This is a genomic window from Enterobacter cloacae complex sp. 382A5, assembly GCF_050031095.1.
In the GTDB taxonomy this organism is placed as follows: Bacteria; Pseudomonadota; Gammaproteobacteria; order Enterobacterales; family Enterobacteriaceae; genus Enterobacter; species Enterobacter cloacae.
The window spans coordinates 661,238-684,028 of the sequence record NZ_JBLGVK010000001.1; the positions used below are offsets into that span (position 1 = coordinate 661,238).

The following is a 22,791-nucleotide window of genomic DNA, read 5'->3' on the forward strand; positions in this document are numbered from 1 at the left end:
GGGTTGTGTTATGCTGTACTCGTTAATGAGTACAACAGGCGGCATAACATGACCCAGCATTCCCCGTATTCCTCGGCACTGGCCGAACAACGTCATCAGGAGTGGCTTCGTTTTGTGGAGTTGCTCCGCCAGTCTTACGACCAGGATCTGCATTTACCCCTGCTGCAACTGATGCTGACGCCGGACGAGCGTGAGGCGTTGGGCACGCGCGTGCGGATCATCGAAGAGTTACTGCGCGGTGAGATGAGCCAGCGTGAGCTCAAAAACGAGCTGGGCGCGGGGATCGCGACGATCACCCGCGGTTCAAACAGCCTGAAGTCTGCGCCGGTTGAGCTGCGTCAGTGGCTGGAAGCGGTATTGCTGAAAAACGCCGGATGACGGCTGCGCCTTATCCGGCCTACACGTTCAACGATAAATGGCGTTATGGAACGGGCTTAACGCCAGGATCACTGCCTGATGGTAAACGCTTGAGCGCGTAAGCGCGCCAGCAGTAAAGACGCCAATCGCTCCTTCTTTACGGCCTATTTCATCAATGCCGGTGTATTGCGACATCACTGGCCCGAGCGCTTCGCCTGCGCGCACTTTTTCCAGAATGATGTCCGGCAGCGGCAGGGTGGCCGAGCGTGCTTCACCGCGCTGTTCACGGCTTTCGATAACCACCCAGCTAAACGTCGCGCCCTCGTCAATTCCCGCTTCAATGGCGACCCAGAAGTCGGCATCGGGTGCGGCCGCTTTCGCATTTAACACGCGATTTCGTGCGCCAGCGCGCGTTTCTTCGCTGCCAAACGGCTGTTCAGGAACGCCACTCTCGACGCCGACGGCATCAATATGGCAGGATCCTTCGCCGAAAATCTCTTCAAATGCCCTTAGAATTGCCTGAATTTTGGCAGGATTGGTGGTAGCAGAGACAACATGGTGCATAATTAAGCTCGATTCAAAAAAACTCATCGCAGTATAACGGAAAAAAAGCATGTTACAGGTATACCTTGTTCGCCACGGTGAAACGCAGTGGAACGCCGAGCGACGTATTCAAGGCCAGTCCGACAGTCCTCTCACTGAAAAGGGTGTGCAGCAAGCGTGGCAGGTGGCAGAACGTGCCAGAACGCTGGGCATTACCCATGTCATCACCAGCGATCTAGGTCGCACGCAGCAGACGGCGCGCATAATTGCTGATGCCTGTGGTTGTGATGTGCTGCTTGAACCGCGCCTGCGCGAGCTGGATATGGGGGTGCTCGAAAAACGCCATATCGATACGCTGACGGAAACGGAAGAGGGCTGGCGCCGCACGCTGGTTAACGGTACCGAAGATGGCCGTATCCCTGAGGGCGAATCCATGCAGGAGCTGAGCGTGCGTATGCATGCTGCGCTGGCGGAATGCCTGAAGCTGCCCGCCGGAAGCCGTCCACTGCTGGTGAGTCACGGGATTGCGTTGGGATGTCTGGTCAGCACCATTCTGGGGTTACCGGCCTATGCGGAGCGCCGTTTGCGTCTGCGCAACTGCTCTATTTCCCGTATTGATTATCAGGAAAGCGCGTGGCTGGCGTCGGGATGGGTCGTTGAGATGGCAGGGGACATTTCGCATCTTGATGCCCCTGCACTGGATGAACTGCAGCGCTAACGACGGATCGGGATTAAGAATTCCATCCGCAGATTAATGGGGCCTTCTTCCGGTTTCGCATCGCTTGCCGGGTAGTAGCGCTCAATATCCTGACCTTTACGGCGATTCAGGTTCAGCATAGGCATGCATGTTCCGTAAACGGTCAGGATGAATTCCTGTACGCCCGTTCCCAGCCCTTCGTAGGAGAACATCACATACTCTCCGCCTTCCAGCACGACCGGTTTAGAGCCCTGAATATAGCCATTGGCCATCTCCGGCGTTAACGCGGTGGTGTAGAACACCTCCTGCTCGTCGTCTTTTTCCTGGCTTGGATGCGTTTCGTTGAGACCATACAGGATAGGCGGGATCGCCGGGGCATGGCTCAGGAAGTCGCGCCAGAACTGAACGCGCATTTGATGGCGGAACTCAGAAATCTGCTCCAGAGAACAGGTGTAGCTCTGTGTCGTACCGATCAAATGGGTTTCCGGCAGGGTAATGATTTCGTACTTCGGCATGGCGAACTCGCCCAGACGCAGCGGCGGGCGCATACCGTATGAGCTCCAGTCCGGTGAGCGGCGATAGAGTGCCGGTGTCAACGAGAACTGTTTTTTAAAGGCTCGGGTGAATGTTTGTTGCGAGTCGAAACGATACTGCAGGGCAATATCAAGAATGGGCCGCGCGGTCAGGCGTAAGGCCACCGCAGATTTAGATAAACGACGTGCGCGAATATAGGCACCGATAGCATGACCGGTGACATCCTTGAACATCCTTTGCAGATGCCACTTGGAATAGCCTGCTTTAGCCGCCACATTATCCAGTGACAAAGGCTGGTCAAGATGACCTTCCAGCCAGGTTAGCAGGTCGCGAATAATTCCAGCCTGATCCATATACTATCCTCATCCTTAAAACAGCAGGTGCCTGATAACAGGTTAGCGGATAATAGCATTTTTTGATGTTTTAGCATTCAGTGTTTTTTTTGCTCATTAATGCTTTTTGTCCTGCGTTTTGGGTGAATATATTCTAATCCTGTGATCTTGCTACATTTTTGTCTAACGTGTTGAATAATCGCTCAACGTAATATTAAGAAATGGTAACAATATGAAATATAAGACATTGCTCTTAACAGCCTTACTGCTGATAGCGGGCCGCGCGGCGCAGGCGGAACAGATTGGTTCTGTCGACACCGTGTTTAAAATGTTTGGGCCGGACCACAAAATTGTGGTAGAGGCGTTTGACGATCCGGATGTGAAAAACGTCACCTGCTACGTTAGCCGGGCTAAAACCGGGGGGATTAAAGGCGGTCTGGGGCTGGCCGAGGATACATCCGATGCGGCCATCTCCTGCCAGCAGGTCGGGCCGGTTGAACTGAGCGAGAAAATCAAAAACGGCAAAGCGCAGGGGGATGTGGTGTTCCAGAAACGGACGTCGCTGGTCTTCAAAAAGCTGCAGGTGGTGCGTTTTTACGATGCTAAACGTAACACCCTGGCCTACCTTGCCTACTCCGACAAAGTAGTGGAAGGCTCACCGAAAAACGCGATTAGCGCGGTGCCGATTATGCCATGGCGGGAATAAAAAAAACGGCGCTTTCGCGCCGTTTTTTATGGTGCTGACTGCAGGATCACTCCTGCAGGTCACCGCAGAAACGATAGCCTTCGCCGTGAATTGTGGCGATGATTTCCGGCGTATCTGGCGTAGATTCGAAATGTTTACGAATACGACGGATGGTCACGTCTACAGTACGGTCGTGTGGCTTCAGCTCACGGCCGGTCATTTTCTTCAGCAGTTCTGCACGGGACTGAATTTTGCCCGGGTTTTCACAGAAGTGCAGCATCGCGCGGAATTCACTGCGCGGCAGTTTATACTGCTCACCGTTCGGGCTGATCAGTGAACGGCTATTGATATCGAGTTCCCAGCCGTTGAATTTGTAGCTGTCTACGCTACGACGCTCTTCGCTGACGGTGCCCAGGTTCATGGTGCGGGACAGCAGGTTGCGTGCACGAATGGTTAACTCGCGTGGGTTAAACGGTTTGGTGATGTAGTCATCCGCACCGATTTCCAGGCCAAGGATCTTATCAACTTCGTTATCACGGCCTGTCAGGAACATTAATGCGACGTTCGCCTGTTCACGCAGTTCGCGCGCCAGCAGAAGGCCGTTTTTACCTGGCAGATTGATATCCATAATGACCAGGTTGATATCATTTTCAGAAAGGATCTGATGCATCTCTGCGCCATCGGTCGCTTCAAAGACATCGTAGCCTTCTGCTTCGAAAATGCTCTTCAACGTGTTGCGTGTTACCAACTCGTCTTCAACGATAAGAATGTGCGGGGTCTGCATGTTTGCTACCTAAATTGCCAACTAAATCGAAACAGGAAGTACAAAAGTCCCTGACCTGCCTGATGCATGTCGCAAATTAACATGACCGGGCTAACGTGACTAAAGTACGTAATTGCGTTCTTGATGCACTTTCCATCAACGTCAACAACATCATTAGCTTGGTCGTGGGTACTTTCCCTTTGGACCCGACAGTGTCAAAAACGGCTGTCATCCTAACCATTTTAACAGCAACATAACAGGCTAAGTGACACCTGACACCCAATAAAACTACGCTTCGTTGACATATATCAAGTTCAATTGTAGCACGTTAACAGTTTGATGAAATCATCATAGCTAAATGCTAGCCTTTGTCACAATTTTTCAATAAACCAACTAGTTGCGGATCTTGATTGATAAACGTTACGAATCCAACTTAAATCGCGTATTCACCCTGTCATTATCATTATAAAACATAAGGATAATCAGGTTCTGTTAACATTCTAAATGATTGTTCAGCTACAAAATAGTTTAGCGCTTTTAATTTGTTATGAAACGCTATTTCGGTGATTTGTGTTGCAAAATTGTAAATTCGCGCCGCGTAATATGTTGACGCGCATCACATTAATCCCCGCTAACTGATTAAAAAGAGAGCATAAATGCATCTGTCGATTGTACTGGTCGCGCCAGCCAGAGCTGAAAATATAGGCGCTGCGGCGCGTGCCATGAAGACCATGGGGTTCACCGATTTGCGTATTGTGGACAGCGTCGCTCACCTGGAGCCCGCGGCGCGTTGGGTGGCGCACGGGTCGGGCGATATTCTTGATAATATAACCACTTACGACACGCTCGCCGACGCGCTGCACGATATTTCGTTTACCGTTGCGACCACGGCGCGCAGTCGGGCGAAGTTCCACTATTACGCCACGCCAGCGGAGCTGGTACCGATGCTGAGCGAGAAAAGCCAGTGGCTGGAAAAAGCGGCGCTGGTGTTTGGGCGGGAAGATTCAGGATTAACAAACGACGAACTGGCGCTCGCGGATGTGCTGACGGGGGCTCCGATGGTCGCGGATTACCCGTCCCTGAATTTAGGCCAGGCGGTGATGGTCTATTGCTATCAATTAGCGTCCTTAATACAAATTCCTCAACCGCCAGCGGTGGGTACCGACGAAAACCAACTGGCCGCGCTGCGTACGCGCGTTGACAACCTGCTGATGCAACTTGGCGTGGCGGATGACCAAAAAATGGCTGACTGGCTGCAGCAGCGTCTTGGGCGCCTGGAGCAGCGCGATACGGCAATGCTGCACCGTTTGCTGCACGATATCGAAAAAAAATTAGCCGAGTAAAATGCTGCCATAAGTTTTTACTATGGCGTAAGCGTCTGACGTTAAGGGTTGCCTCTGGCGGAATCGGATGAAAATAAATCTGCACGCAGCGGGACGTAAGAATACGCTGAATTGTGATCAAATTAAAAATTCATTGACTTAAGGTGCCCGATCCTTTAACCCTAAAAGAATACAGCACAGACAGATAATAATGACAGAGTACACAACATCCATGAAACGCATCAGCATCACCACCATTACCACAACCATCATCATTACCACAGGTAACGATGCGGGCTGACGCGTACAGGAAAAACAGAAAAAAGCCCGCACCTGAACAGTGCGGGCTTTTTTTTCGGCTAAAGGAAACGAGGTAGAACCATGCGAGTGTTGAAGTTCGGCGGTACATCAGTGGCAAATGCAGAACGCTTTCTGCGTGTTGCCGATATCCTGGAGAGCAACGCCAGGCAGGGACAGGTCGCGACCGTTCTCTCTGCGCCGGCAAAAATCACTAACCACCTGGTGGCGATGATTGAAAAGACCATTGGCGGTCAGGATGCACTTCCGAACATTAGCGATGCCGAGCGTATCTTCGCCGAGCTGCTGCAGGGACTGGCGGAGGCACAGCCAGGTTTCCCGCTCGTACAGCTGAAAGCCTTCGTAGAACAAGAATTTGCCCAGATTAAACATGTGCTGCACGGTATCAGCCTGCTGGGTCAGTGCCCGGACAGCATCAACGCGGCGTTAATTTGCCGCGGTGAGAAACTCTCTATCGCCATCATGGCGGGCCTGCTGGAAGCGCGCGGGCATCACGTCACGGTGATTGATCCGGTTGAAAAACTGCTGGCGGTGGGCCACTACCTCGAATCCACCGTTGATATTGCTGAATCAACCCGCCGCATCGCTGCGAGCAAAATTCCTTCTGACCATATGATCCTGATGGCGGGCTTCACCGCCGGCAATGAAAAGGGTGAACTGGTGGTGCTGGGCCGTAACGGCTCTGATTACTCTGCTGCCGTGCTGGCCGCCTGTTTACGCGCGGACTGTTGCGAGATCTGGACTGACGTTGACGGCGTATACACCTGCGACCCGCGCCAGGTACCGGACGCCAGGCTGCTGAAGTCGATGTCTTACCAGGAGGCGATGGAGCTTTCCTACTTCGGCGCGAAAGTGCTTCACCCTCGTACCATCTCCCCCATTGCCCAGTTCCAGATCCCTTGCCTGATTAAAAATACCGGTAACCCGCAAGCGCCTGGCACGCTGATTGGCGCCAGCACAGACGAAGATGGCCTGCCGGTGAAAGGCATCTCCAACCTCAACAACATGGCAATGTTCAGCGTCTCCGGGCCAGGTATGAAAGGGATGGTTGGCATGGCGGCGCGCGTGTTTGCCGCAATGTCACGCAATGGGATCTCTGTGGTGCTGATCACCCAGTCCTCATCGGAATACAGCATCAGCTTCTGCGTGCCGCAGGGTGACTGTCTGCGCGCCCGTCGTGCGCTGGAAGAAGAGTTCTATCTGGAGCTGAAAGAAGAGCTGCTGGAGCCGTTATCCATTCAGGAACGTCTTGCGGTTATCTCCGTGGTTGGCGACGGTATGCGCACGCTGCGCGGTATCTCCGCCAAATTCTTTGCCGCGCTGGCGCGTGCCAATATTAATATCGTGGCGATTGCCCAGGGCTCATCCGAGCGTTCTATTTCGGTGGTGGTTGATAACGATGACGCGACTACCGGCGTACGCGTGGTTCATCAGATGCTGTTCAACACCGATCAGGTGATTGAGCTGTTCCTGATTGGCGTGGGCGGCGTTGGCGGTGCGCTGCTGGAGCAGGTGAAGCGTCAGCAGGAGTGGTTGAAGAAGAAGCATATCGATCTGCGCGTCTGCGGGATCGCCAACTCAAAAGCGCTGCTGACCAACGTTCACGGGCTGAACCTGGAAAACTGGCAGGCCGAGTTGAACGAGGCAAAAGAGCCGTTCAACCTTGGGCGTCTGATCCGTCTGGTGAAAGAGTATCACCTGTTGAACCCGGTGATTGTCGATTGTACGTCGAACCAGGCGGTTGCCGATCAGTACGCGGACTTCCTGCGCGAAGGCTTCCATGTGGTCACGCCGAACAAAAAGGCCAACACCTCGTCGATGGATTACTATCACCAGCTGCGTCTGGCGGCGAGCAAATCGCGCCGCAAGTTCCTGTACGACACTAACGTGGGGGCGGGCCTGCCGGTTATCGAAAACCTGCAGAACCTGCTGAACGCGGGCGACGAACTGCAACGTTTCTCCGGCATTCTCTCCGGCTCGCTGTCCTTTATTTTCGGTAAGCTGGATGAAGGGATGAGCCTCTCAGAAGCAACCCGCGCCGCGCGTGAACTGGGCTACACCGAGCCGGATCCGCGTGACGATCTCTCCGGTATGGACGTGGCGCGCAAACTGCTTATTCTGGCGCGCGAAACGGGCCGTGAGCTGGAGCTTTCCGATATCGTGATAGAACCCGTGCTGCCGGCTGAATTCGACAGCAGCGGTGACGTCAGCGCCTTTATGGATAATTTACCGCAGCTGGATGATGCTTTTGCCGCACGCGTGGCGAAAGCCCGTGATGAAGGTAAGGTATTGCGCTATGTTGGCAACATTGAAGAAGATGGCGTGTGCCGGGTGAAGATTGCCGAAGTCGATGGCAACGATCCGTTGTACAAAGTCAAAAACGGCGAAAACGCCCTGGCGTTTTACAGCCACTATTATCAGCCATTGCCGCTGGTGCTTCGCGGCTATGGCGCAGGGAACGATGTTACGGCGGCGGGTGTGTTTGCCGATCTGCTGCGTACCCTGTCATGGAAGTTAGGAGTTTAACATGGTCAAAGTTTATGCCCCGGCTTCCAGCGCCAATATGAGCGTCGGGTTTGATGTGCTGGGTGCGGCGGTGACGCCGGTGGACGGTTCACTATTGGGCGATACGGTCACGGTGGAAGCGGCAGAAAGTTTCAGCCTGAATAACGTGGGACGTTTTGCCAGCAAGCTGCCGTCCGAACCGCGCGAGAATATTGTCTATCAGTGCTGGGAGCGCTTCTGTCAGGAGATCGGGAAAAACGTGCCGGTCGCCATGACGCTGGAAAAAAGTATGCCGATTGGCTCTGGCCTGGGGTCAAGTGCCTGCTCTGTTGTGGCCGCGCTGGTGGCGATGAATGAGCACTGTGGCAAACCCCTGAACAATAGCCGTCTGCTGGGGTTAATGGGTGAGCTGGAAGGCCGCATCTCTGGCAGCATCCACTACGATAACGTCGCGCCGTGTTTCCTCGGCGGTATGCAGTTGATGATCGAAGAAAATGGCATCATCAGCCAGCAGGTGCCAGGGTTTGATGAGTGGCTGTGGGTCCTGGCCTACCCGGGTATCAAAGTGTCTACCGCGGAAGCGCGTGCGATCCTGCCTGCGCAGTATCGTCGTCAGGACTGCATCGCCCACGGACGTCACCTGGCAGGCTTTATTCACGCCTGTTATACCCGTCAGCCACAGCTGGCGGCGAAATTGATGAAAGATGTGATTGCCGAACCGTATCGTACGAAGTTGCTGCCTGGCTTTAATGAGGCGCGACAGGCATCGCTTGATATTGGCGCGCAGGCGTGCGGCATCTCCGGCTCCGGCCCGACGCTGTTCGCCCTGTGCGATAAGCCAGACACCGCGCAGCGCGTGGCGGACTGGCTCTCTAAACACTACCTGCAAAATCAGGAAGGCTTTGTTCATATTTGCCGTCTGGACACGGCTGGCGCACGAGTACTGGGATAACGAATGAAACTCTACAATCTGAAAGATCATAACGAGCAGGTCAGCTTCGCGCAGGCGGTGACTCAGGGACTGGGCAAAAATCAGGGGCTGTTCTTCCCTCACGATCTCCCTGAATTCCAGCTGACCGACATTGATGAGCTGCTGAAGCAGGACTTTGTCACTCGCAGCACAAAAATTTTGTCTGCGTTTATCGGCGACGAAATCCCGCAGGAGTTGCTGGAAGAGCGCGTACGTGCGGCGTTCGCCTTCCCGGCACCGGTTCAGCAGGTTGAGCCGGATGTGGGCTGTCTGGAGCTGTTCCACGGCCCAACGCTGGCGTTTAAAGACTTCGGCGGCCGCTTTATGGCGCAGATGCTTACCCACATCAGCGGCGACAAGCCGGTCACCATTCTGACCGCCACCTCCGGGGATACCGGTGCCGCCGTGGCGCATGCTTTTTACGGTCTGAAGAATGTCCGCGTGGTGATCCTCTATCCGAAAGGCAAGATCAGCCCGCTCCAGGAAAAACTGTTCTGCACCCTCGGCGGTAACATTGAAACCGTGGCGGTAGATGGCGACTTCGATGCCTGTCAGGCGCTGGTGAAACAGGCCTTCGATGATGAAGAACTGAAGGCCGCGCTGGGGCTCAACTCTGCTAACTCCATTAACATCAGCCGCCTGCTGGCGCAGATTTGCTACTACTTCGAAGCGGTTGCCCAACTGCCGCAAGAGGCGCGTAATCAGCTGGTGGTTTCGGTACCGAGCGGAAACTTTGGCGACCTGACCGCGGGCCTGCTGGCGAAATCCCTCGGGCTGCCGGTGAAACGCTTTATTGCTGCGACCAACGCCAACGACACCGTGCCACGCTTCCTGAAAGACGGTAAATGGGCGCCGAACGCGACCCAGGCGACGCTCTCTAACGCGATGGACGTGTCACAGCCAAACAACTGGCCGCGCGTGGAAGAGCTGTTCCGCCGTAAAGTGTGGCGTCTGGGCGATCTGGGCTATGCGGCGGTCACCGATGAAACCACCAAAAGCACTATGCGTGAGCTGAAAGCGGTGGGGTATACCTCTGAACCGCATGCGGCGATTGCTTACCGTGCGCTGCGCGACCAGCTGAATCCTGGCGAGTATGGCCTGTTCCTGGGGACGGCGCATCCGGCAAAATTCAAAGAGAGCGTGGAAGAGATTCTGGGTGAAACGCTGCCGCTGCCGAAAGAGCTGGCGGATCGCGCTGACCTGCCGCTGCTCTCTCATGAGCTGCCGGCGGATTTTGCCGCGCTGCGTAAGCTGATGATGACTCGAGCGTGATTTTTTGCCCGGTGGCGCTGCGCTTACCGGGCCTGCAACAATCTCAATCGTAGGCCGGGTAAGCGAAGCGTCACCCGGCTTTTTTGTGAAGAAAATAAGGAGAAAAATAGCAGGGAAAAAGCAGAAATTCCCAATAAATGCGGTCACTTAGCGTTTAGGATTGCAGAGAATAACATCCCCGGTTCCCCTCACGTAATCTCCTTACATCGGCCCACGTTGGGTAAGAATCATAAGGAGTCACCGATGTCTAAACTGAAACCTGCGCTGATTGCGCTTTCACTGATGCTGGTCGCTCCCATGGCGGTACAGGCATCCGAAATCACCCTGGTTCCGGCGGTCAAACTGCAGATTGGCGATCGGGATAATAACGGCCATTACTGGGACGGCGGCCGCTGGCGCGACCATGACTGGTGGAAGGCGCATTATGAGTGGCGCGATAACCACTGGCGTCCACATGATGAGCATCGCGATCGTGACGATCGTCATGACCACCGCCACGACGATCACCGACCAGGCCCGGACTGGAAGCATCACTAATACAAACCCCGCCAGCAGGCGGGGTTGTTTTTTTACTGTTCGTGGCGCTTAAACACCAGTTCCCCTTTCCCTGACGCTTCCTCGTCAAAGAAATACCCCTCGCTGTTGAAGCCGGTGAGCTGCTCTGGCTTCGTCAGGCGGTTTTGAATGATGTAGCGGCTCATCAGGCCACGCGCTTTTTTGGCATAGAAGCTGATGACCTTAAACTTGCCGTTTTTCTCATCAAGGAAGACCGGTTTAATAATTTCCGCATTGAGCTTCTTCGGCTTCACCGATTTGAAGTATTCATCGGAGGCGAGGTTAATCACCACGTTATCCCCCTGCGCGTGCAGGGCTGCGTTCAGCTTATCGGTGATAATGTCGCCCCAGAAATGGTACAGATCTTTGCCTTTGGCGTTTTCCAGGCGGATGCCCATCTCCAGACGATAGGGCTGCATCAGATCCAGCGGGCGCAGCACGCCGTACAGGCCTGAAAGCATACGCAGATGCTGCTGGGCAAAATCGAAATCGGCTTCGCTGAACTCTTCTGCCTGCAGGCCGGTATAGACATCGCCCTTGAAGGCCAGAAGCGCCTGGCGCGCATTCGCAGGAGTAAAGTCAGGATGCCACTCATGGAAGCGGGTCGCGTTGAGATCGGCGAGCTTATCACTGATGCTCATCAGCGAGGCGATTTGCGGCGCGGAGAGCTTACGCGCCTCGTGAATCAGCTGTTGCGAGTAGTCCAGCAGTTCAGGCTGGGTATAACGCTCGGTCGCGAGCGGGCTCTGGTAGTCGAGCGTTTTTGCAGGTGAAATCAGAATCAGCATATCCAGTCCTTGCAGGAAATTTAAGGCGACTTTAGCAAAAAATCGCCCTGAATTGATCGATAGCTGTTATTGCCGCGGCAAATCATCCCACGTGCCGGGCGCAATCTGCGACTTGATTTCGGGATAGCGCGAGGCGTCAAACACCGGCGGAATCCCCAGCTTGCGCTGGCGAAGGTAGTCCCGGGCGATGAGGGTGACTACGGGCGAGAGCAGCAAAATCGCCGTCAGGTTGGTGATCGCCATCAGCGCCATAATCACGTCCGCCAGTTGCCAGACCACCGGCATGCTGAGCAGAGAACCCACGATGACCATCAGCAACATGCCCAGGCGCAACAGGTTGAGCATGGGGCGAGAGTTGAGCTTCAGGAAAATGAGGTTGTTCTCGGCGTAAAGGTAATTGACGACCATTGAGCTGAAGGCGAACAACAGCAGAATGAGCGAAACAAATCCCGCTCCCCAGCCACCGGTAAGGTTCACCAGCGCCTGCTGAAGAAGCTGTATCCCGGCGGCTTCCGTTGAGTGAGAGATTGGGCCTGCCAGCAGCAAGATCATGGCGCTGGAGGAGCAGATAATAATCGTGTCCGTGAAGACCCCAATCATTTGCACAATGCCTTGCGCGGCCGGGTGAGGGGGCCAGGAAGCGGCCGCCGCCGCGGCATTGGGGGTAGACCCCATTCCGGCTTCGTTAGAGAACATACCGCGCTGAAAACCCGCCATCAGCGCCTGGCTAAAGGTATAGCCCAGCGCACCCGAAGCCGCTTCACGCCAGCCAAAGGCGCTGCTGAAAATGGTCGCAATCACATCCGGCACCTGGTCGATATGCAACGCAGCGACAAGCAGACTGGCCGCAACCCAGAGCAAGGCCATAACAGGAACCAGCCACTGCATCAGGCGGGCTGTACCCTTAAGACCGGTAGAGATGGTCAGCAGTATGCAGAGGGCTAACCCCGCGCCGGTGAGCCATTCCGGACAGGCGAAGGCATAGCGCAGGGCATGGGCGACAGAATTGGCCTGGACGGTGTTGAAAATCAGGCCATAGGCGACGAGCAAGAAAAGTGAGAACAGCACGCCCATCCAGCGCATTCCTAAGCCGCGCGCCATGTACCAGGCAGGGCCACCGCGAAACTGGCCATGATGATCTTTTTCTTTATAGAGCTGGGCGAGAGAGCATTCGGCAAAGGACGTTGCCATGCCGATAATTGCCGTCACCCACATCCAGAAAACCGCCCCCGGCCCACCGGCGCTGATAGCCAGCGCGACCCCCGCCAGGTTACCGCTGCCAAGCCTTGCCGCAAGGCTGGTGCACAGCGCCTGGAACGAGGTTAATCCACCGGGTTGTGGCGTGACGCTGTTTTTCAGACTTCTGCCAAATTTGCGGATATAACGAAACTGGATAAAACCGCTGCGTAACGTAAACCATATACCTGCTGCCAGAAGCAGGTATATCATTATCGAACCCCAGAGCACTTCATTAATAAAGAAAAAGAAATCAGGCATTAACGTCCCTCATGTTGATGCCAGGATAAGGATGTAAGCGCTACCACATATTGGGCGTACTGTTACGTAGCTGCCTCTTAATATTCCGAGTTTATCATACATTGGCTAAGCGCACTGTCTGCGGTTGCGCTACCCCTCTGGCGTGTTATCATCAGGGCAGACCGGTTACATCCCCCTAACAAGTAAACCTGTCATTTTTCCGCTGCAGGCATGCTGTCGGTAGCGTGAATTATCCAGGGCACGTTAAAAGAGAAACACTATCATGACGGATAAATTGACCTCCCTTCGTCAGTTCACCACTGTCGTAGCTGACACCGGAGATATCGCGGCAATGAAGCTGTACCAGCCGCAGGATGCCACAACTAACCCTTCTCTGATCCTTAACGCCGCGCAGATCCCTGAGTATCGCAAACTGATTGACGACGCTGTGACCTGGGCGAAAGCACAGAGCAACGACCGCGCGCAGCAGGTTGTGGATGCCACTGATAAACTGGCAGTGAACATCGGTCTGGAGATCCTTAAACTGGTTCCTGGCCGCATCTCTACCGAAGTGGATGCGCGTCTCTCCTACGACACCGAAGCGTCTATCGCGAAAGCCAAACGTCTGATCAAAATGTATAACGATGCGGGTATCAGCAATGACCGTATCCTGATCAAACTGGCTTCTACCTGGCAGGGTATCCGCGCTGCTGAACAGCTGGAAAAAGACGGTATTAACTGTAACCTGACGCTGCTGTTCTCCTTCGCGCAGGCGCGTGCATGTGCGGAAGCGGGCGTATACCTGATTTCTCCGTTCGTGGGTCGTATTCTGGACTGGTACAAAGCCAATACCGACAAGAAAGAGTACGCCGCGTCTGAAGACCCAGGCGTGATTTCCGTGACTGAAATCTACGAATACTACAAACAGCACGGTTATGAGACCGTTGTTATGGGCGCAAGCTTCCGTAACGTCGGCGAAATCATCGAACTGGCTGGCTGTGACCGCCTGACCATCGCACCAGCGCTGCTGAAAGAGCTGGCTGAAAGCGAAGGTACCATCGAGCGTAAACTGTCTTACACCGGTGAAGTGAAAGCGCGTCCAGAGCGTATCACTGAATCCGAGTTCCTGTGGCAGCACAACCAGGATCCAATGGCGGTAGACAAACTGGCTGACGGTATCCGTAAGTTTGCTATTGACCAGGAAAAACTGGAAAAAATGATCGGCGATCTGCTGTAATCATTCTGCGTGACCGGGCTCCCGGTCACGCGACTTCTTCCGTACTCTGTCTGAAATTCCCCTCTGCGTGTATCATTCCCTTTAATCAGTACTTTTTGAATGGAATGGATATGAATACCTTACGCATCGGCTTAGTGTCGATTTCTGACCGCGCCTCAAGCGGTGTTTATCAGGACAAAGGCATCCCTGCTCTTGAAGAGTGGCTGGGTAGCGCGCTGACCACCCCGTTTGAAATCCAGACCCGCCTGATCCCGGACGAACAGCCGATCATCGAGCAGACGTTGTGTGAGCTGGTGGATGAGATGAGCTGCCACCTGGTGCTGACCACCGGCGGAACCGGTCCTGCACGTCGTGATGTGACACCAGATGCTACGCTTGCTATAGCTGACCGTGAAATGCCGGGCTTCGGTGAACAGATGCGCCAGATTAGCCTGCACTTTGTTCCAACGGCGATCCTCTCCCGTCAGGTGGGGGTGATTCGCAAGCAGGCGCTGATCCTGAATCTGCCGGGCCAGCCTAAGTCGATCAAAGAGACGCTGGAAGGGTTAAAAGCGGATGATGGCAGCGTGATCGTCCATGGGATCTTTGCAAGTGTACCGTATTGTATACAGCTGCTGGACGGGCCGTATGTCGAAACCGACGACAAAGTAGTAGCAGCATTTCGTCCTAAAAGCGCACGCCGCGAAACAATCTCCTGAAAATAATCATTATGTGACATTAGCTGAAGCTGCTGTGGTGTGCTAAAAGTTTTACGGTATAGTAATTTTTTCTTTACGATAGCTGTAATAATAATTCCACAACACACGCTAAATGGTTCGCTATGTCACATAACACCCGACCTCTGAATCGACAGGACTACAAAACTCTTACGCTCGCGGCCCTGGGCGGCGCGCTGGAGTTTTACGATTTCATCATCTTTGTTTTCTTTGCCGCCGTGGTGGGGGAGTTGTTCTTCCCGGCGGATATCCCGGAATGGCTGCGTCAGGTGCAAACCTTCGGTATTTTTGCTGCCGGGTATCTGGCGCGTCCTCTTGGTGGGATTGTGATGGCGCACTTTGGCGATCTTGTCGGGCGCAAGAAGATGTTTACCCTCAGTATCCTGCTGATGGCCGTGCCGACGTTGGCCATTGGTCTGCTGCCAACCTACGCCTCGATGGGCATTCTCGCCCCGTTATTGTTGCTGCTGATGCGTATTCTTCAGGGGGCGGCCATCGGCGGTGAAGTGCCGGGGGCGTGGGTGTTTGTCGCGGAGCATGTTCCGGCGCGCCGCATTGGTATCGCCTGCGGAACCTTAACCGCGGGGCTAACGGTGGGGATTTTGCTCGGTTCCGTGGTCGCGACAATTGTGAATACAAGCATGACGCAACAGGCCGTACACGACTGGGGCTGGCGTCTGCCGTTCCTGCTGGGCGGGGCGTTTGGCCTGGTGGCGATGTACCTGCGCCGTTGGCTCCAGGAGACACCGATTTTCCTCGAAATGCAGCAGCGCAAAGCGCTGGCACAAGAGTTGCCCGTTAAAGCCGTCGTGGTGCGTCATAAAAAAGCGGTGGTGCTGTCAATGCTGCTTACCTGGTTGCTCTCGGCAGGCATTGTGGTGGTGATTTTGATGTCGCCGGTCTGGCTGCAAAAGCAGTACGGCTTTGCCCCGGCGGTGACCTTACAGGCGAACAGTATCGCCACGGTTATGCTCTGCTTCGGCTGCCTGGCCGCCGGGCTGGCTGCGGATCGTTTCGGTGCCAGCGTAACCTTTATCGTCGGCAGCCTGTTACTGGCGGGCTCAAGCTGGGCGTTTTACCATCTGGCCGGTAGTCATCCTGAACAGCTGTTCCTTTTATACGGCGTGGTAGGGCTGTGCGTTGGCGTGGTGGGGGCGGTGCCTTATGTGATGGTTCGGGCCTTCCCGCCAGAAGTCCGCTTCACCGGGATCTCATTCTCATACAATGTTTCATATGCCATCTTCGGTGGACTGACGCCGATTGCGGTTACGGTATTGATGGGCGTGTCACCGCTGGCACCTGCCTGGTATGTGCTGGCGTTGTCGCTGATGGGGCTGGTGTTGGGGATTTGGCTTCGCCAGATGGGAGAATGTCGTGCCCGCGAGGCGGACACGACAGAGGGATCAGTGTTTTTCACCAATCGGTAAAATGGTGCGGTCAAACTGCTCGTTCAGCACTTCACCCATTGCCAGGTAGATAGCGCTTGCGCCGCAAACCAGACCAATCCAGCCTGCAACGTGAACGATGCCTTCGTTGTCCACCAGATGACCAATCGCCAGCAGGGCGAACAGCACGGTCAGGCTCAGGAAGACAAACTGCAGTGTGCGGTTACCCTTGAGGGTGCCAAAGAACATGAACAGGGTGAAGACACCCCACAGGCCCAGGTAAACGCCCAGGAAATGGGCGTTTGCCGCCTCTGCCAGGCCCATTTTAGGCATCAGCAGAATGGCGACCAGGGTCAGCCAGAAGGAACCGTAAGAGGTAAAGGCGGTTAAGCCGAAGGTATTGCCTTTCTTATATTCCAGCAGGCCCGCGAAGATTTGCGCGATACCGCCGTAAAAAATGCCCATCGCCAGGATAATGCCGTCCATCGGGAACATCCCGATGTTGTGCAGGTTCAGCAGAATGGTGGTCATGCCAAAACCCATCAGGCCCAGCGGAGCCGGATTAGCCAACTTAGTGTTGCCCATAAGTCCTCAAAAAAATCATCATTAATATGGTGAAATGGTTAAACCCGCGACAGTACTCCCTGAAGGGGCGCGGCATCATAATGGGCGCAAACGATGCCGTCTATGATCTCGTCAGGGTGAAATTAAAATTTTTTTTATCCTTCCCCCCTTGATGGATGACGTTGCGACCCCATCTTGTAAGCAACCGCAGTGTGTGGACCTGAAAAAAATCAAATCTGGGCAGTTGAAAAAGCACGTTCTGCCCTTATTACAGGTACACAACCACATGTTGACTGAATTTTTAGTGGAGACGTTTAGATGGGTAAAATTATTGGTATCGACCTGGGTACTACCAACTCTTGTGTAGCGATTATGGATGGCACTACTGCACGTGTGCTGGAGAACGCCGAGGGCGATCGCACCACGCCTTCTATCATTGCCTATACCCAGGATGGTGAAACTCTGGTTGGTCAGCCGGCTAAACGTCAGGCAGTGACGAACCCGCAAAACACCCTGTTTGCGATTAAACGCCTGATCGGCCGCCGCTTCCAGGACGAAGAAGTTCAGCGTGACGTTTCTATCATGCCTTACAAAATCATCGCAGCAGATAACGGCGATGCATGGCTTGATGTGAAAGGCACTAAAACAGCACCACCTCAGATCTCTGCTGAAGTGCTGAAAAAAATGAAGAAAACCGCAGAAGATTACCTGGGTGAGCCGGTAACTGAAGCTGTTATCACCGTTCCTGCGTACTTCAACGATGCTCAGCGTCAGGCAACCAAAGATGCTGGCCGTATCGCAGGTCTGGAAGTAAAACGTATCATCAACGAACCAACCGCTGCTGCTCTGGCTTACGGTCTGGATAAAGAAGTTGGCAACCGTACTATCGCGGTTTACGACCTGGGTGGTGGTACCTTCGATATCTCTATTATCGAAATCGACGAAGTAGACGGCGAAAAAACCTTCGAAGTTCTGGCAACCAACGGTGATACGCACCTGGGTGGTGAAGACTTCGATACCCGTCTGATCAACTATCTCGTTGACGAATTTAAGAAAGATCAGGGCATTGACCTGCGTAACGACCCGCTGGCTATGCAGCGCCTGAAAGAAGCCGCTGAGAAAGCGAAGATCGAACTCTCTTCCGCTCAGCAGACCGACGTGAACCTGCCGTACATTACTGCAGACGCGACCGGTCCTAAGCACATGAACATCAAAGTGACCCGTGCGAAACTGGAAAGCCTGGTAGAAGACCTGGTGAACCGTTCTATCGAGCCACTGAAAGTTGCACTGCAGGATGCTGGCCTGTCCGTGTCTGATATCAACGACGTTATCCTCGTTGGTGGCCAGACCCGTATGCCGATGGTTCAGAAGAAAGTGGCTGAATTCTTTGGTAAAGAACCACGTAAAGACGTTAACCCGGATGAAGCAGTGGCAATTGGTGCTGCGGTTCAGGGCGGCGTGCTGACCGGTGATGTTAAAGACGTTCTGCTGCTGGACGTTACCCCACTGTCTCTGGGTATCGAGACCATGGGTGGCGTAATGACGGCGCTGATCAGCAAAAACACCACCATCCCAACCAAGCACAGCCAGGTGTTCTCTACCGCTGAAGATAACCAGTCTGCGGTAACCATCCATGTGCTGCAGGGTGAGCGTAAGCGTGCGTCTGATAACAAATCTCTGGGTCAGTTCAACCTGGATGGTATTAACCCGGCACCACGCGGCATGCCGCAGATCGAAGTGACCTTCGATATCGATGCTGACGGTATTCTGCACGTTTCCGCGAAAGACAAAAACAGCGGTAAAGAGCAGAAGATCACCATTAAGGCCTCTTCCGGTCTCAACGAGGAAGAGATCCAGAAAATGGTTCGTGAAGCGGAAGCCAACGCGGAATCTGACCGTAAGTTCGAAGAACTGGTTCAGACCCGTAACCAGGGTGACCATCTGCTGCACAGCACCCGTAAGCAGGTTGAAGAAGCAGGCGATAAACTGCCAGCGGAAGACAAAACTGCTATCGAAGCTGCACTGAGCGCGCTGGAAACGTCTCTGAAAGGCGAAGACAAAGCGGATATCGAAGCGAAGATGCAGGAGCTGGCACAGGCTTCTCAGAAGCTGATGGAAATCGCTCAGCAGCAGCATGCCCAGCAGCAGGCAGGCGCTGACGCTTCAGCGAACAACGCGAAAGACGACGACGTTGTCGACGCTGAGTTCGAAGAAGTTAAAGACAAAAAATAATCGCCCTGATGCAGGGTAATTAATCGGCACGGGCGTAGGAGAACTCTCCACGCCCGTGCTCGCATGTTAAGGGGCTTAAAAAAACCAATGGCAAAGCAAGACTATTACGAGATTTTAGGCGTTCCGAAAACTGCGGAAGAGCGTGAAATCAAAAAGGCGTATAAGCGCCTGGCCATGAAATTCCACCCGGATCGCAACCAGGGTGACAAAGAGGCTGAAGCTAAATTTAAAGAGATCAAAGAAGCCTACGAAGTCCTGACCGATGCACAAAAACGTGCGGCCTATGACCAGTACGGTCACGCAGCCTTTGAACAGGGCGGCATGGGTGGCGGTGGATTCGGTGGCGGCGGCTTTGGCGGCGGCGCTGATTTCAGCGATATCTTTGGCGACGTTTTCGGCGATATCTTCGGTGGTGGCCGCGGTCGTCAACGCGCAGCGCGTGGTGCGGATCTGCGCTACAACATGGAGTTGACGCTGGAAGAGGCCGTTCGCGGTGTCACCAAAGAGATCCGTATCCCGACGCTGGAAGAGTGTGACGTTTGCCATGGCAGCGGTGCGAAAGCGGGTACGCAGCCACAAACCTGTCCAACCTGTCACGGTTCCGGTCAGGTGCAGATGCGTCAGGGCTTCTTCGCCGTCCAGCAGGCGTGTCCGCACTGTCATGGTCGTGGGACGCTGATTAAAGATCCATGCACCAAATGCCACGGCCACGGTCGCGTTGAGAAAACCAAAACCCTGTCCGTTAAAATCCCGGCTGGCGTAGATACGGGTGACCGCATCCGTCTGGCAGGTGAAGGCGAAGCAGGTGAGCACGGCGCACCAGCAGGCGATCTGTACGTTCAGGTGCAGGTGAAACAGCACGCTATCTTTGAGCGTGAAGGCAACAACCTCTACTGTGAAGTCCCGATCAACTTTGCTATGGCAGCGCTCGGTGGCGAAATTGAAGTGCCTACACTGGATGGGCGCGTGAACCTGAAAATCCCAGGCGAAACGCAGACCGGTAAGCTGTTCCGCATGCGCGGTAAAGGCGTGAAATCCGTTCGCGGTGGTGCGCAGGGCGACCTGCTGTGCCGCGTGGTGGTTGAAACCCCGGTTGGCCTGAACGACAAGCAGAAGCAGCTGTTAAAAGAGCTGCAGGAAAGCTTTGGCGGCCCGACGGGTGAGAAAAACAGCCCACGCTCCAAAAGCTTCTTCGATGGCGTCAAAAAATTCTTCGATGATTTGACCCGCTAAATCGTTAGCTGGTAACTATCCTTTAAAAACCCGGAAGCGATTCCGGGTTTTTTGTTTCTTGTTCGAAAGCTCGGTTAAACTGAGTATATATTCAATATTAATCTGTTTTTACCGATTTGTTTGCGCTGATATTATGGTTTTATCGAGGTATTGTTGTAAAAGAGAGAATTAACGTGAAATTACTACACCGTTTCTTTAGCAGTGAAGCATCCGGCGGCGTGATCCTGATTATTGCTGCTGCGGCCGCGATGCTGCTCGCCAACATGGGCATGACGCGCGATCTCTATCACGCATTTCTGGAAACGCCCGTCGAGCTTAAGGTCGGCGCGCTGGAAATTAACAAGAACATGCTGCTGTGGATCAACGATGCGCTGATGGCGGTGTTCTTCCTGCTCGTGGGGCTTGAGGTGAAACGTGAGCTGGTGATGGGCTCGTTAGCCAGCCGCCAGCGTGCAGCGTTTCCGGTGATCGCCGCCATTGGCGGGATGGTTGTTCCGGCGCTGCTCTTCCTCGCGTTTGCCTGGCAGGATCCTGTCGCGCGTGACGGGTGGGCGATCCCGGCGGCAACGGATATCGCGTTTGCGCTTGGCGTTTTAGCGTTGCTCGGGAGCCGGGTTCCGGTTGCACTGAAAATCTTCCTGATGGCGCTGGCGATCATTGATGACCTGGGGGCTATCGTCATTATCGCACTGTTCTACACCAGCGATCTGTCGATTCTGTCGCTGAGCGTGGCAGCAGGGGCGATTGCAGTCCTGGCGCTGTTGAACATTTTCAATGTCCGTCGCATTGGAATTTACATCCTTGTGGGGATGGTGTTGTGGACGGCGGTGCTGAAATCGGGTGTCCATGCCACGCTGGCCGGGGTGATCGTCGGCTTCTTTGTGCCGCTTAAGCCGCAGGAGGGTAAATCACCGGCCAAACAGCTGGAGCATGTGCTGCACCCGTGGGTCGCCTTTATGATCCTGCCGCTGTTTGCGTTTGCCAACGCGGGTGTTTCCCTGGGAGGGGTTACGCTGGAGGGGCTCACTTCCGTGCTGCCGCTGGGTATTATTGCCGGGCTGTTTATTGGTAAACCGCTGGGGATCAGCCTGTTCTGCTGGCTGGCGCTGAAGCTTAAGCTGGCATCGTTGCCGAACGGCACAACATTTGGTCAGATTATGGCGGTCGGCGTGCTGTGCGGTATCGGATTTACCATGTCGATCTTTATCTCGACGCTGGCGTTTGGTGCAAACGCGCCTGAGCTGATTATCTGGGCAAAACTCGCCATTCTTATCGGTTCATTACTGGCTGCAGTTATTGGTTATACCTTATTGAAGGTGAAGTTGTCCGGGCAGGCCGTCCAGGCATAACGGAAAACCGGGAGGAGGTTATTCTTCTCCCGATACACTCAGGGAGAGAAGACGCGATGTCTCATTTGAATTACAACCATCTTTATTACTTCTGGCATGTTTACAAACAAGGCTCGGTGGTAGGGGCGGCAGAAGCTCTTTTTCTGACGCCACAAACTATCACCGGGCAAATCAAGGCTCTGGAAGAACGTCTGCAAGGCAAGCTGTTCAAGCGTAAAGGACGTGGCATAGAGCCAAGCGAGTTGGGTGAACTGGTTTTTCGCTATGCGGACAAGATGTTTACCCTGAGCCAGGAGATGCTGGATATCGTCAACTACCGCAAAGAGTCTAATTTGCTGTTTGACGTGGGCGTGGCGGATGCCCTCTCGAAACGGCTGGTGAGCGGCGTGCTGGATGCGGCGGTGGTTGAAGACGAGCAGATCCATTTGCGCTGTTTTGAATCCACACACGAAATGCTGCTGGAGCAGTTGAGCCAGCATAAGCTGGATATGATTATCTCGGATTGCCCCATCGACTCCACGCAGCAGGAGGGGCTGTTCTCGGTCAAGATTGGTGAATGCGGGGTAAGCTTCTGGTGCATTAACCCGCCTCCGGAAAAACCGTTCCCTGCCTGTCTGGAAGAACGCCGCTTGCTGGTGCCGGGAAGGCGCTCCATGCTGGGGCGTAAGCTGCAGAACTGGTTTAACTCTCAGGGGCTGAACGTGGAGATCCTGGGTGAGTTCGATGATGCAGCACTGATGAAAGCGTTTGGTGAGGCGCACAACGCAATCTTTGTTGCGCCGACGCTGTACATGCATGATCTCTATTCGGATAACAAGATTACCGAGATTGGCAGAGTCGATAACGTCATGGAGGAGTACCACGCCATCTTCGCCGAAAGGATGATTCAACACCCGGCGGTGCAGCGTATCTGTAACCGCGACTATTCGGCGCTGTTTACCCCGCCGGCAAACTGAAG

The 22,791-nt window shown here is 54.2% G+C and carries 23 protein-coding genes and 1 other annotated feature; of the genes, 17 read left to right on the forward strand and 6 right to left on the reverse strand.

What is annotated here, in order from left to right:
* Positions 1–48 precede the first annotated feature (48 nt).
* Positions 49–378 (forward strand): trp operon repressor, encoded by a 330-nt coding sequence (trpR, locus tag ACQG2G_RS03180; RefSeq protein WP_013095502.1) that lies wholly within the window; start codon positions 49–51, stop codon positions 376–378.
* Between the two features lie 27 nt (positions 379–405).
* On the opposite strand, the gene yjjX is transcribed toward trpR, so the two are convergent.
* Positions 406–921: an inosine/xanthosine triphosphatase gene (yjjX, locus tag ACQG2G_RS03185; RefSeq protein ID WP_029882672.1), complete on the reverse strand. Its 516-nt coding sequence runs from the start codon at positions 919–921 to the stop codon at positions 406–408.
* 49 nt (positions 922–970) lie between these two features.
* Between yjjX and gpmB the strand changes: the two genes are divergently transcribed.
* Positions 971–1,618: a 2,3-diphosphoglycerate-dependent phosphoglycerate mutase GpmB gene (gene gpmB / locus ACQG2G_RS03190; RefSeq protein ID WP_013095504.1), complete on the forward strand. Its 648-nt coding sequence runs from the start codon at positions 971–973 to the stop codon at positions 1,616–1,618.
* Here gpmB and robA read toward each other — a convergent pair.
* A complete protein-coding gene (gene robA, locus ACQG2G_RS03195) occupies positions 1,615–2,484 on the reverse strand; it encodes an MDR efflux pump AcrAB transcriptional activator RobA (RefSeq protein ID WP_013095505.1) in 870 nt (289 codons plus the stop codon). The two genes, gpmB and robA, sit on opposite strands and share 4 nt — an antisense overlap.
* Before the next feature lie 211 nt (positions 2,485–2,695).
* On the opposite strand from robA, the gene creA reads away from it, so the two are divergent.
* Positions 2,696–3,169, forward strand: coding sequence for a protein CreA (gene creA / locus ACQG2G_RS03200; protein ID WP_013095506.1), 474 nt, complete (start codon positions 2,696–2,698; stop codon positions 3,167–3,169).
* Positions 3,170–3,215: 46 nt separating this feature from the next.
* On the opposite strand, the gene arcA is transcribed toward creA, so the two are convergent.
* Positions 3,216–3,932: a two-component system response regulator ArcA gene (arcA, locus tag ACQG2G_RS03205; protein ID WP_003856501.1), complete on the reverse strand. Its 717-nt coding sequence runs from the start codon at positions 3,930–3,932 to the stop codon at positions 3,216–3,218.
* Positions 3,933–4,027: 95 nt separating this feature from the next.
* On the opposite strand from arcA, the gene yjjY reads away from it, so the two are divergent.
* The 7 genes from yjjY to ACQG2G_RS03240 all read left to right on the forward strand — a co-directional run bounded on the left by yjjY (position 4,028) and on the right by ACQG2G_RS03240 (position 10,835).
* On the forward strand, positions 4,028–4,168 hold the full coding sequence (gene yjjY, locus ACQG2G_RS03210) for a protein YjjY (RefSeq protein WP_001541509.1): 141 nt from the start codon (positions 4,028–4,030) through the stop codon (positions 4,166–4,168).
* Between the two features lie 399 nt (positions 4,169–4,567).
* Positions 4,568–5,254: a tRNA/rRNA methyltransferase gene (locus tag ACQG2G_RS03215; protein WP_013095507.1), complete on the forward strand. Its 687-nt coding sequence runs from the start codon at positions 4,568–4,570 to the stop codon at positions 5,252–5,254.
* Between the two features lie 211 nt (positions 5,255–5,465).
* A complete protein-coding gene (gene thrL, locus ACQG2G_RS03220; RefSeq protein ID WP_015572623.1) occupies positions 5,466–5,534 on the forward strand; it encodes a thr operon leader peptide in 69 nt (22 codons plus the stop codon).
* Positions 5,473–5,590, forward strand: a sequence feature (Thr leader region). Its footprint overlaps the gene before it by 62 nt.
* A 24-nt stretch (positions 5,591–5,614) precedes the next feature.
* Positions 5,615–8,077 carry a bifunctional aspartate kinase/homoserine dehydrogenase I gene (gene thrA / locus ACQG2G_RS03225; protein WP_013095509.1) on the forward strand — a complete coding sequence of 821 codons (2,463 nt, stop codon included), beginning with the start codon at positions 5,615–5,617 and terminating at the stop codon, positions 8,075–8,077.
* A gap of 1 nt (position 8,078) precedes the next feature.
* The gene (gene thrB / locus ACQG2G_RS03230; RefSeq protein WP_013095510.1) at positions 8,079–9,008 is read left to right on the forward strand and encodes a homoserine kinase; all 930 of its coding nucleotides are present in this window, start codon (positions 8,079–8,081) and stop codon (positions 9,006–9,008) included.
* 3 nt (positions 9,009–9,011) lie between these two features.
* Complete coding sequence (thrC, locus tag ACQG2G_RS03235) at positions 9,012–10,298, forward strand: threonine synthase (RefSeq protein ID WP_013095511.1); 1,287 nt, start codon at positions 9,012–9,014, stop codon at positions 10,296–10,298.
* A gap of 243 nt (positions 10,299–10,541) precedes the next feature.
* Entirely contained in the window at positions 10,542–10,835 is a 294-nt protein-coding gene (locus ACQG2G_RS03240; RefSeq protein WP_013095512.1) for a DUF2502 domain-containing protein, read from the forward strand.
* A 32-nt stretch (positions 10,836–10,867) separates the two neighbouring features.
* On the opposite strand, the gene yaaA is transcribed toward ACQG2G_RS03240, so the two are convergent.
* Together yaaA and ACQG2G_RS03250 are read right to left on the reverse strand one after the other, a co-directional pair.
* Positions 10,868–11,641 (reverse strand): peroxide stress protein YaaA, encoded by a 774-nt coding sequence (gene yaaA, locus ACQG2G_RS03245; RefSeq protein WP_045292781.1) that lies wholly within the window; start codon positions 11,639–11,641, stop codon positions 10,868–10,870.
* Between the two features lie 66 nt (positions 11,642–11,707).
* Positions 11,708–13,138, reverse strand: coding sequence for an alanine/glycine:cation symporter family protein (locus ACQG2G_RS03250; protein ID WP_061772812.1), 1,431 nt, complete (start codon positions 13,136–13,138; stop codon positions 11,708–11,710).
* 262 nt (positions 13,139–13,400) lie between these two features.
* Here ACQG2G_RS03250 and tal point away from each other — a divergent pair, with 262 nt between their 5' ends.
* The 3 genes from tal (at position 13,401) to ACQG2G_RS03265 (ending at position 16,497) form a co-directional block, all read left to right on the forward strand.
* Positions 13,401–14,354, forward strand: coding sequence for a transaldolase (gene tal / locus ACQG2G_RS03255; protein WP_013095515.1), 954 nt, complete (start codon positions 13,401–13,403; stop codon positions 14,352–14,354).
* Positions 14,355–14,464: 110 nt separating this feature from the next.
* The gene (gene mog / locus ACQG2G_RS03260; protein ID WP_013095516.1) at positions 14,465–15,052 is read left to right on the forward strand and encodes a molybdopterin adenylyltransferase; all 588 of its coding nucleotides are present in this window, start codon (positions 14,465–14,467) and stop codon (positions 15,050–15,052) included.
* Positions 15,053–15,174: 122 nt separating this feature from the next.
* Complete coding sequence (locus ACQG2G_RS03265; RefSeq protein ID WP_094916798.1) at positions 15,175–16,497, forward strand: MFS transporter; 1,323 nt, start codon at positions 15,175–15,177, stop codon at positions 16,495–16,497.
* On the opposite strand, the gene satP is transcribed toward ACQG2G_RS03265, so the two are convergent.
* Complete coding sequence (gene satP, locus ACQG2G_RS03270) at positions 16,474–17,040, reverse strand: acetate uptake transporter (RefSeq protein ID WP_061771963.1); 567 nt, start codon at positions 17,038–17,040, stop codon at positions 16,474–16,476. The two genes, ACQG2G_RS03265 and satP, sit on opposite strands and share 24 nt — an antisense overlap.
* A 297-nt stretch (positions 17,041–17,337) precedes the next feature.
* On the opposite strand from satP, the gene dnaK reads away from it, so the two are divergent.
* The 4 genes from dnaK (at position 17,338) to nhaR (ending at position 22,789) form a co-directional block, all read left to right on the forward strand.
* Positions 17,338–19,251 (forward strand): molecular chaperone DnaK, encoded by a 1,914-nt coding sequence (dnaK, locus tag ACQG2G_RS03275; RefSeq protein WP_013095521.1) that lies wholly within the window; start codon positions 17,338–17,340, stop codon positions 19,249–19,251.
* 87 nt (positions 19,252–19,338) lie between these two features.
* The gene (gene dnaJ / locus ACQG2G_RS03280) at positions 19,339–20,484 is read left to right on the forward strand and encodes a molecular chaperone DnaJ (protein ID WP_014830600.1); all 1,146 of its coding nucleotides are present in this window, start codon (positions 19,339–19,341) and stop codon (positions 20,482–20,484) included.
* 173 nt (positions 20,485–20,657) lie between these two features.
* Complete coding sequence (gene nhaA / locus ACQG2G_RS03285) at positions 20,658–21,833, forward strand: Na+/H+ antiporter NhaA (protein ID WP_013095522.1); 1,176 nt, start codon at positions 20,658–20,660, stop codon at positions 21,831–21,833.
* A gap of 56 nt (positions 21,834–21,889) precedes the next feature.
* Positions 21,890–22,789, forward strand: coding sequence for a transcriptional activator NhaR (gene nhaR / locus ACQG2G_RS03290; RefSeq protein ID WP_020688469.1), 900 nt, complete (start codon positions 21,890–21,892; stop codon positions 22,787–22,789).
* Positions 22,790–22,791 lie beyond the last annotated feature (2 nt).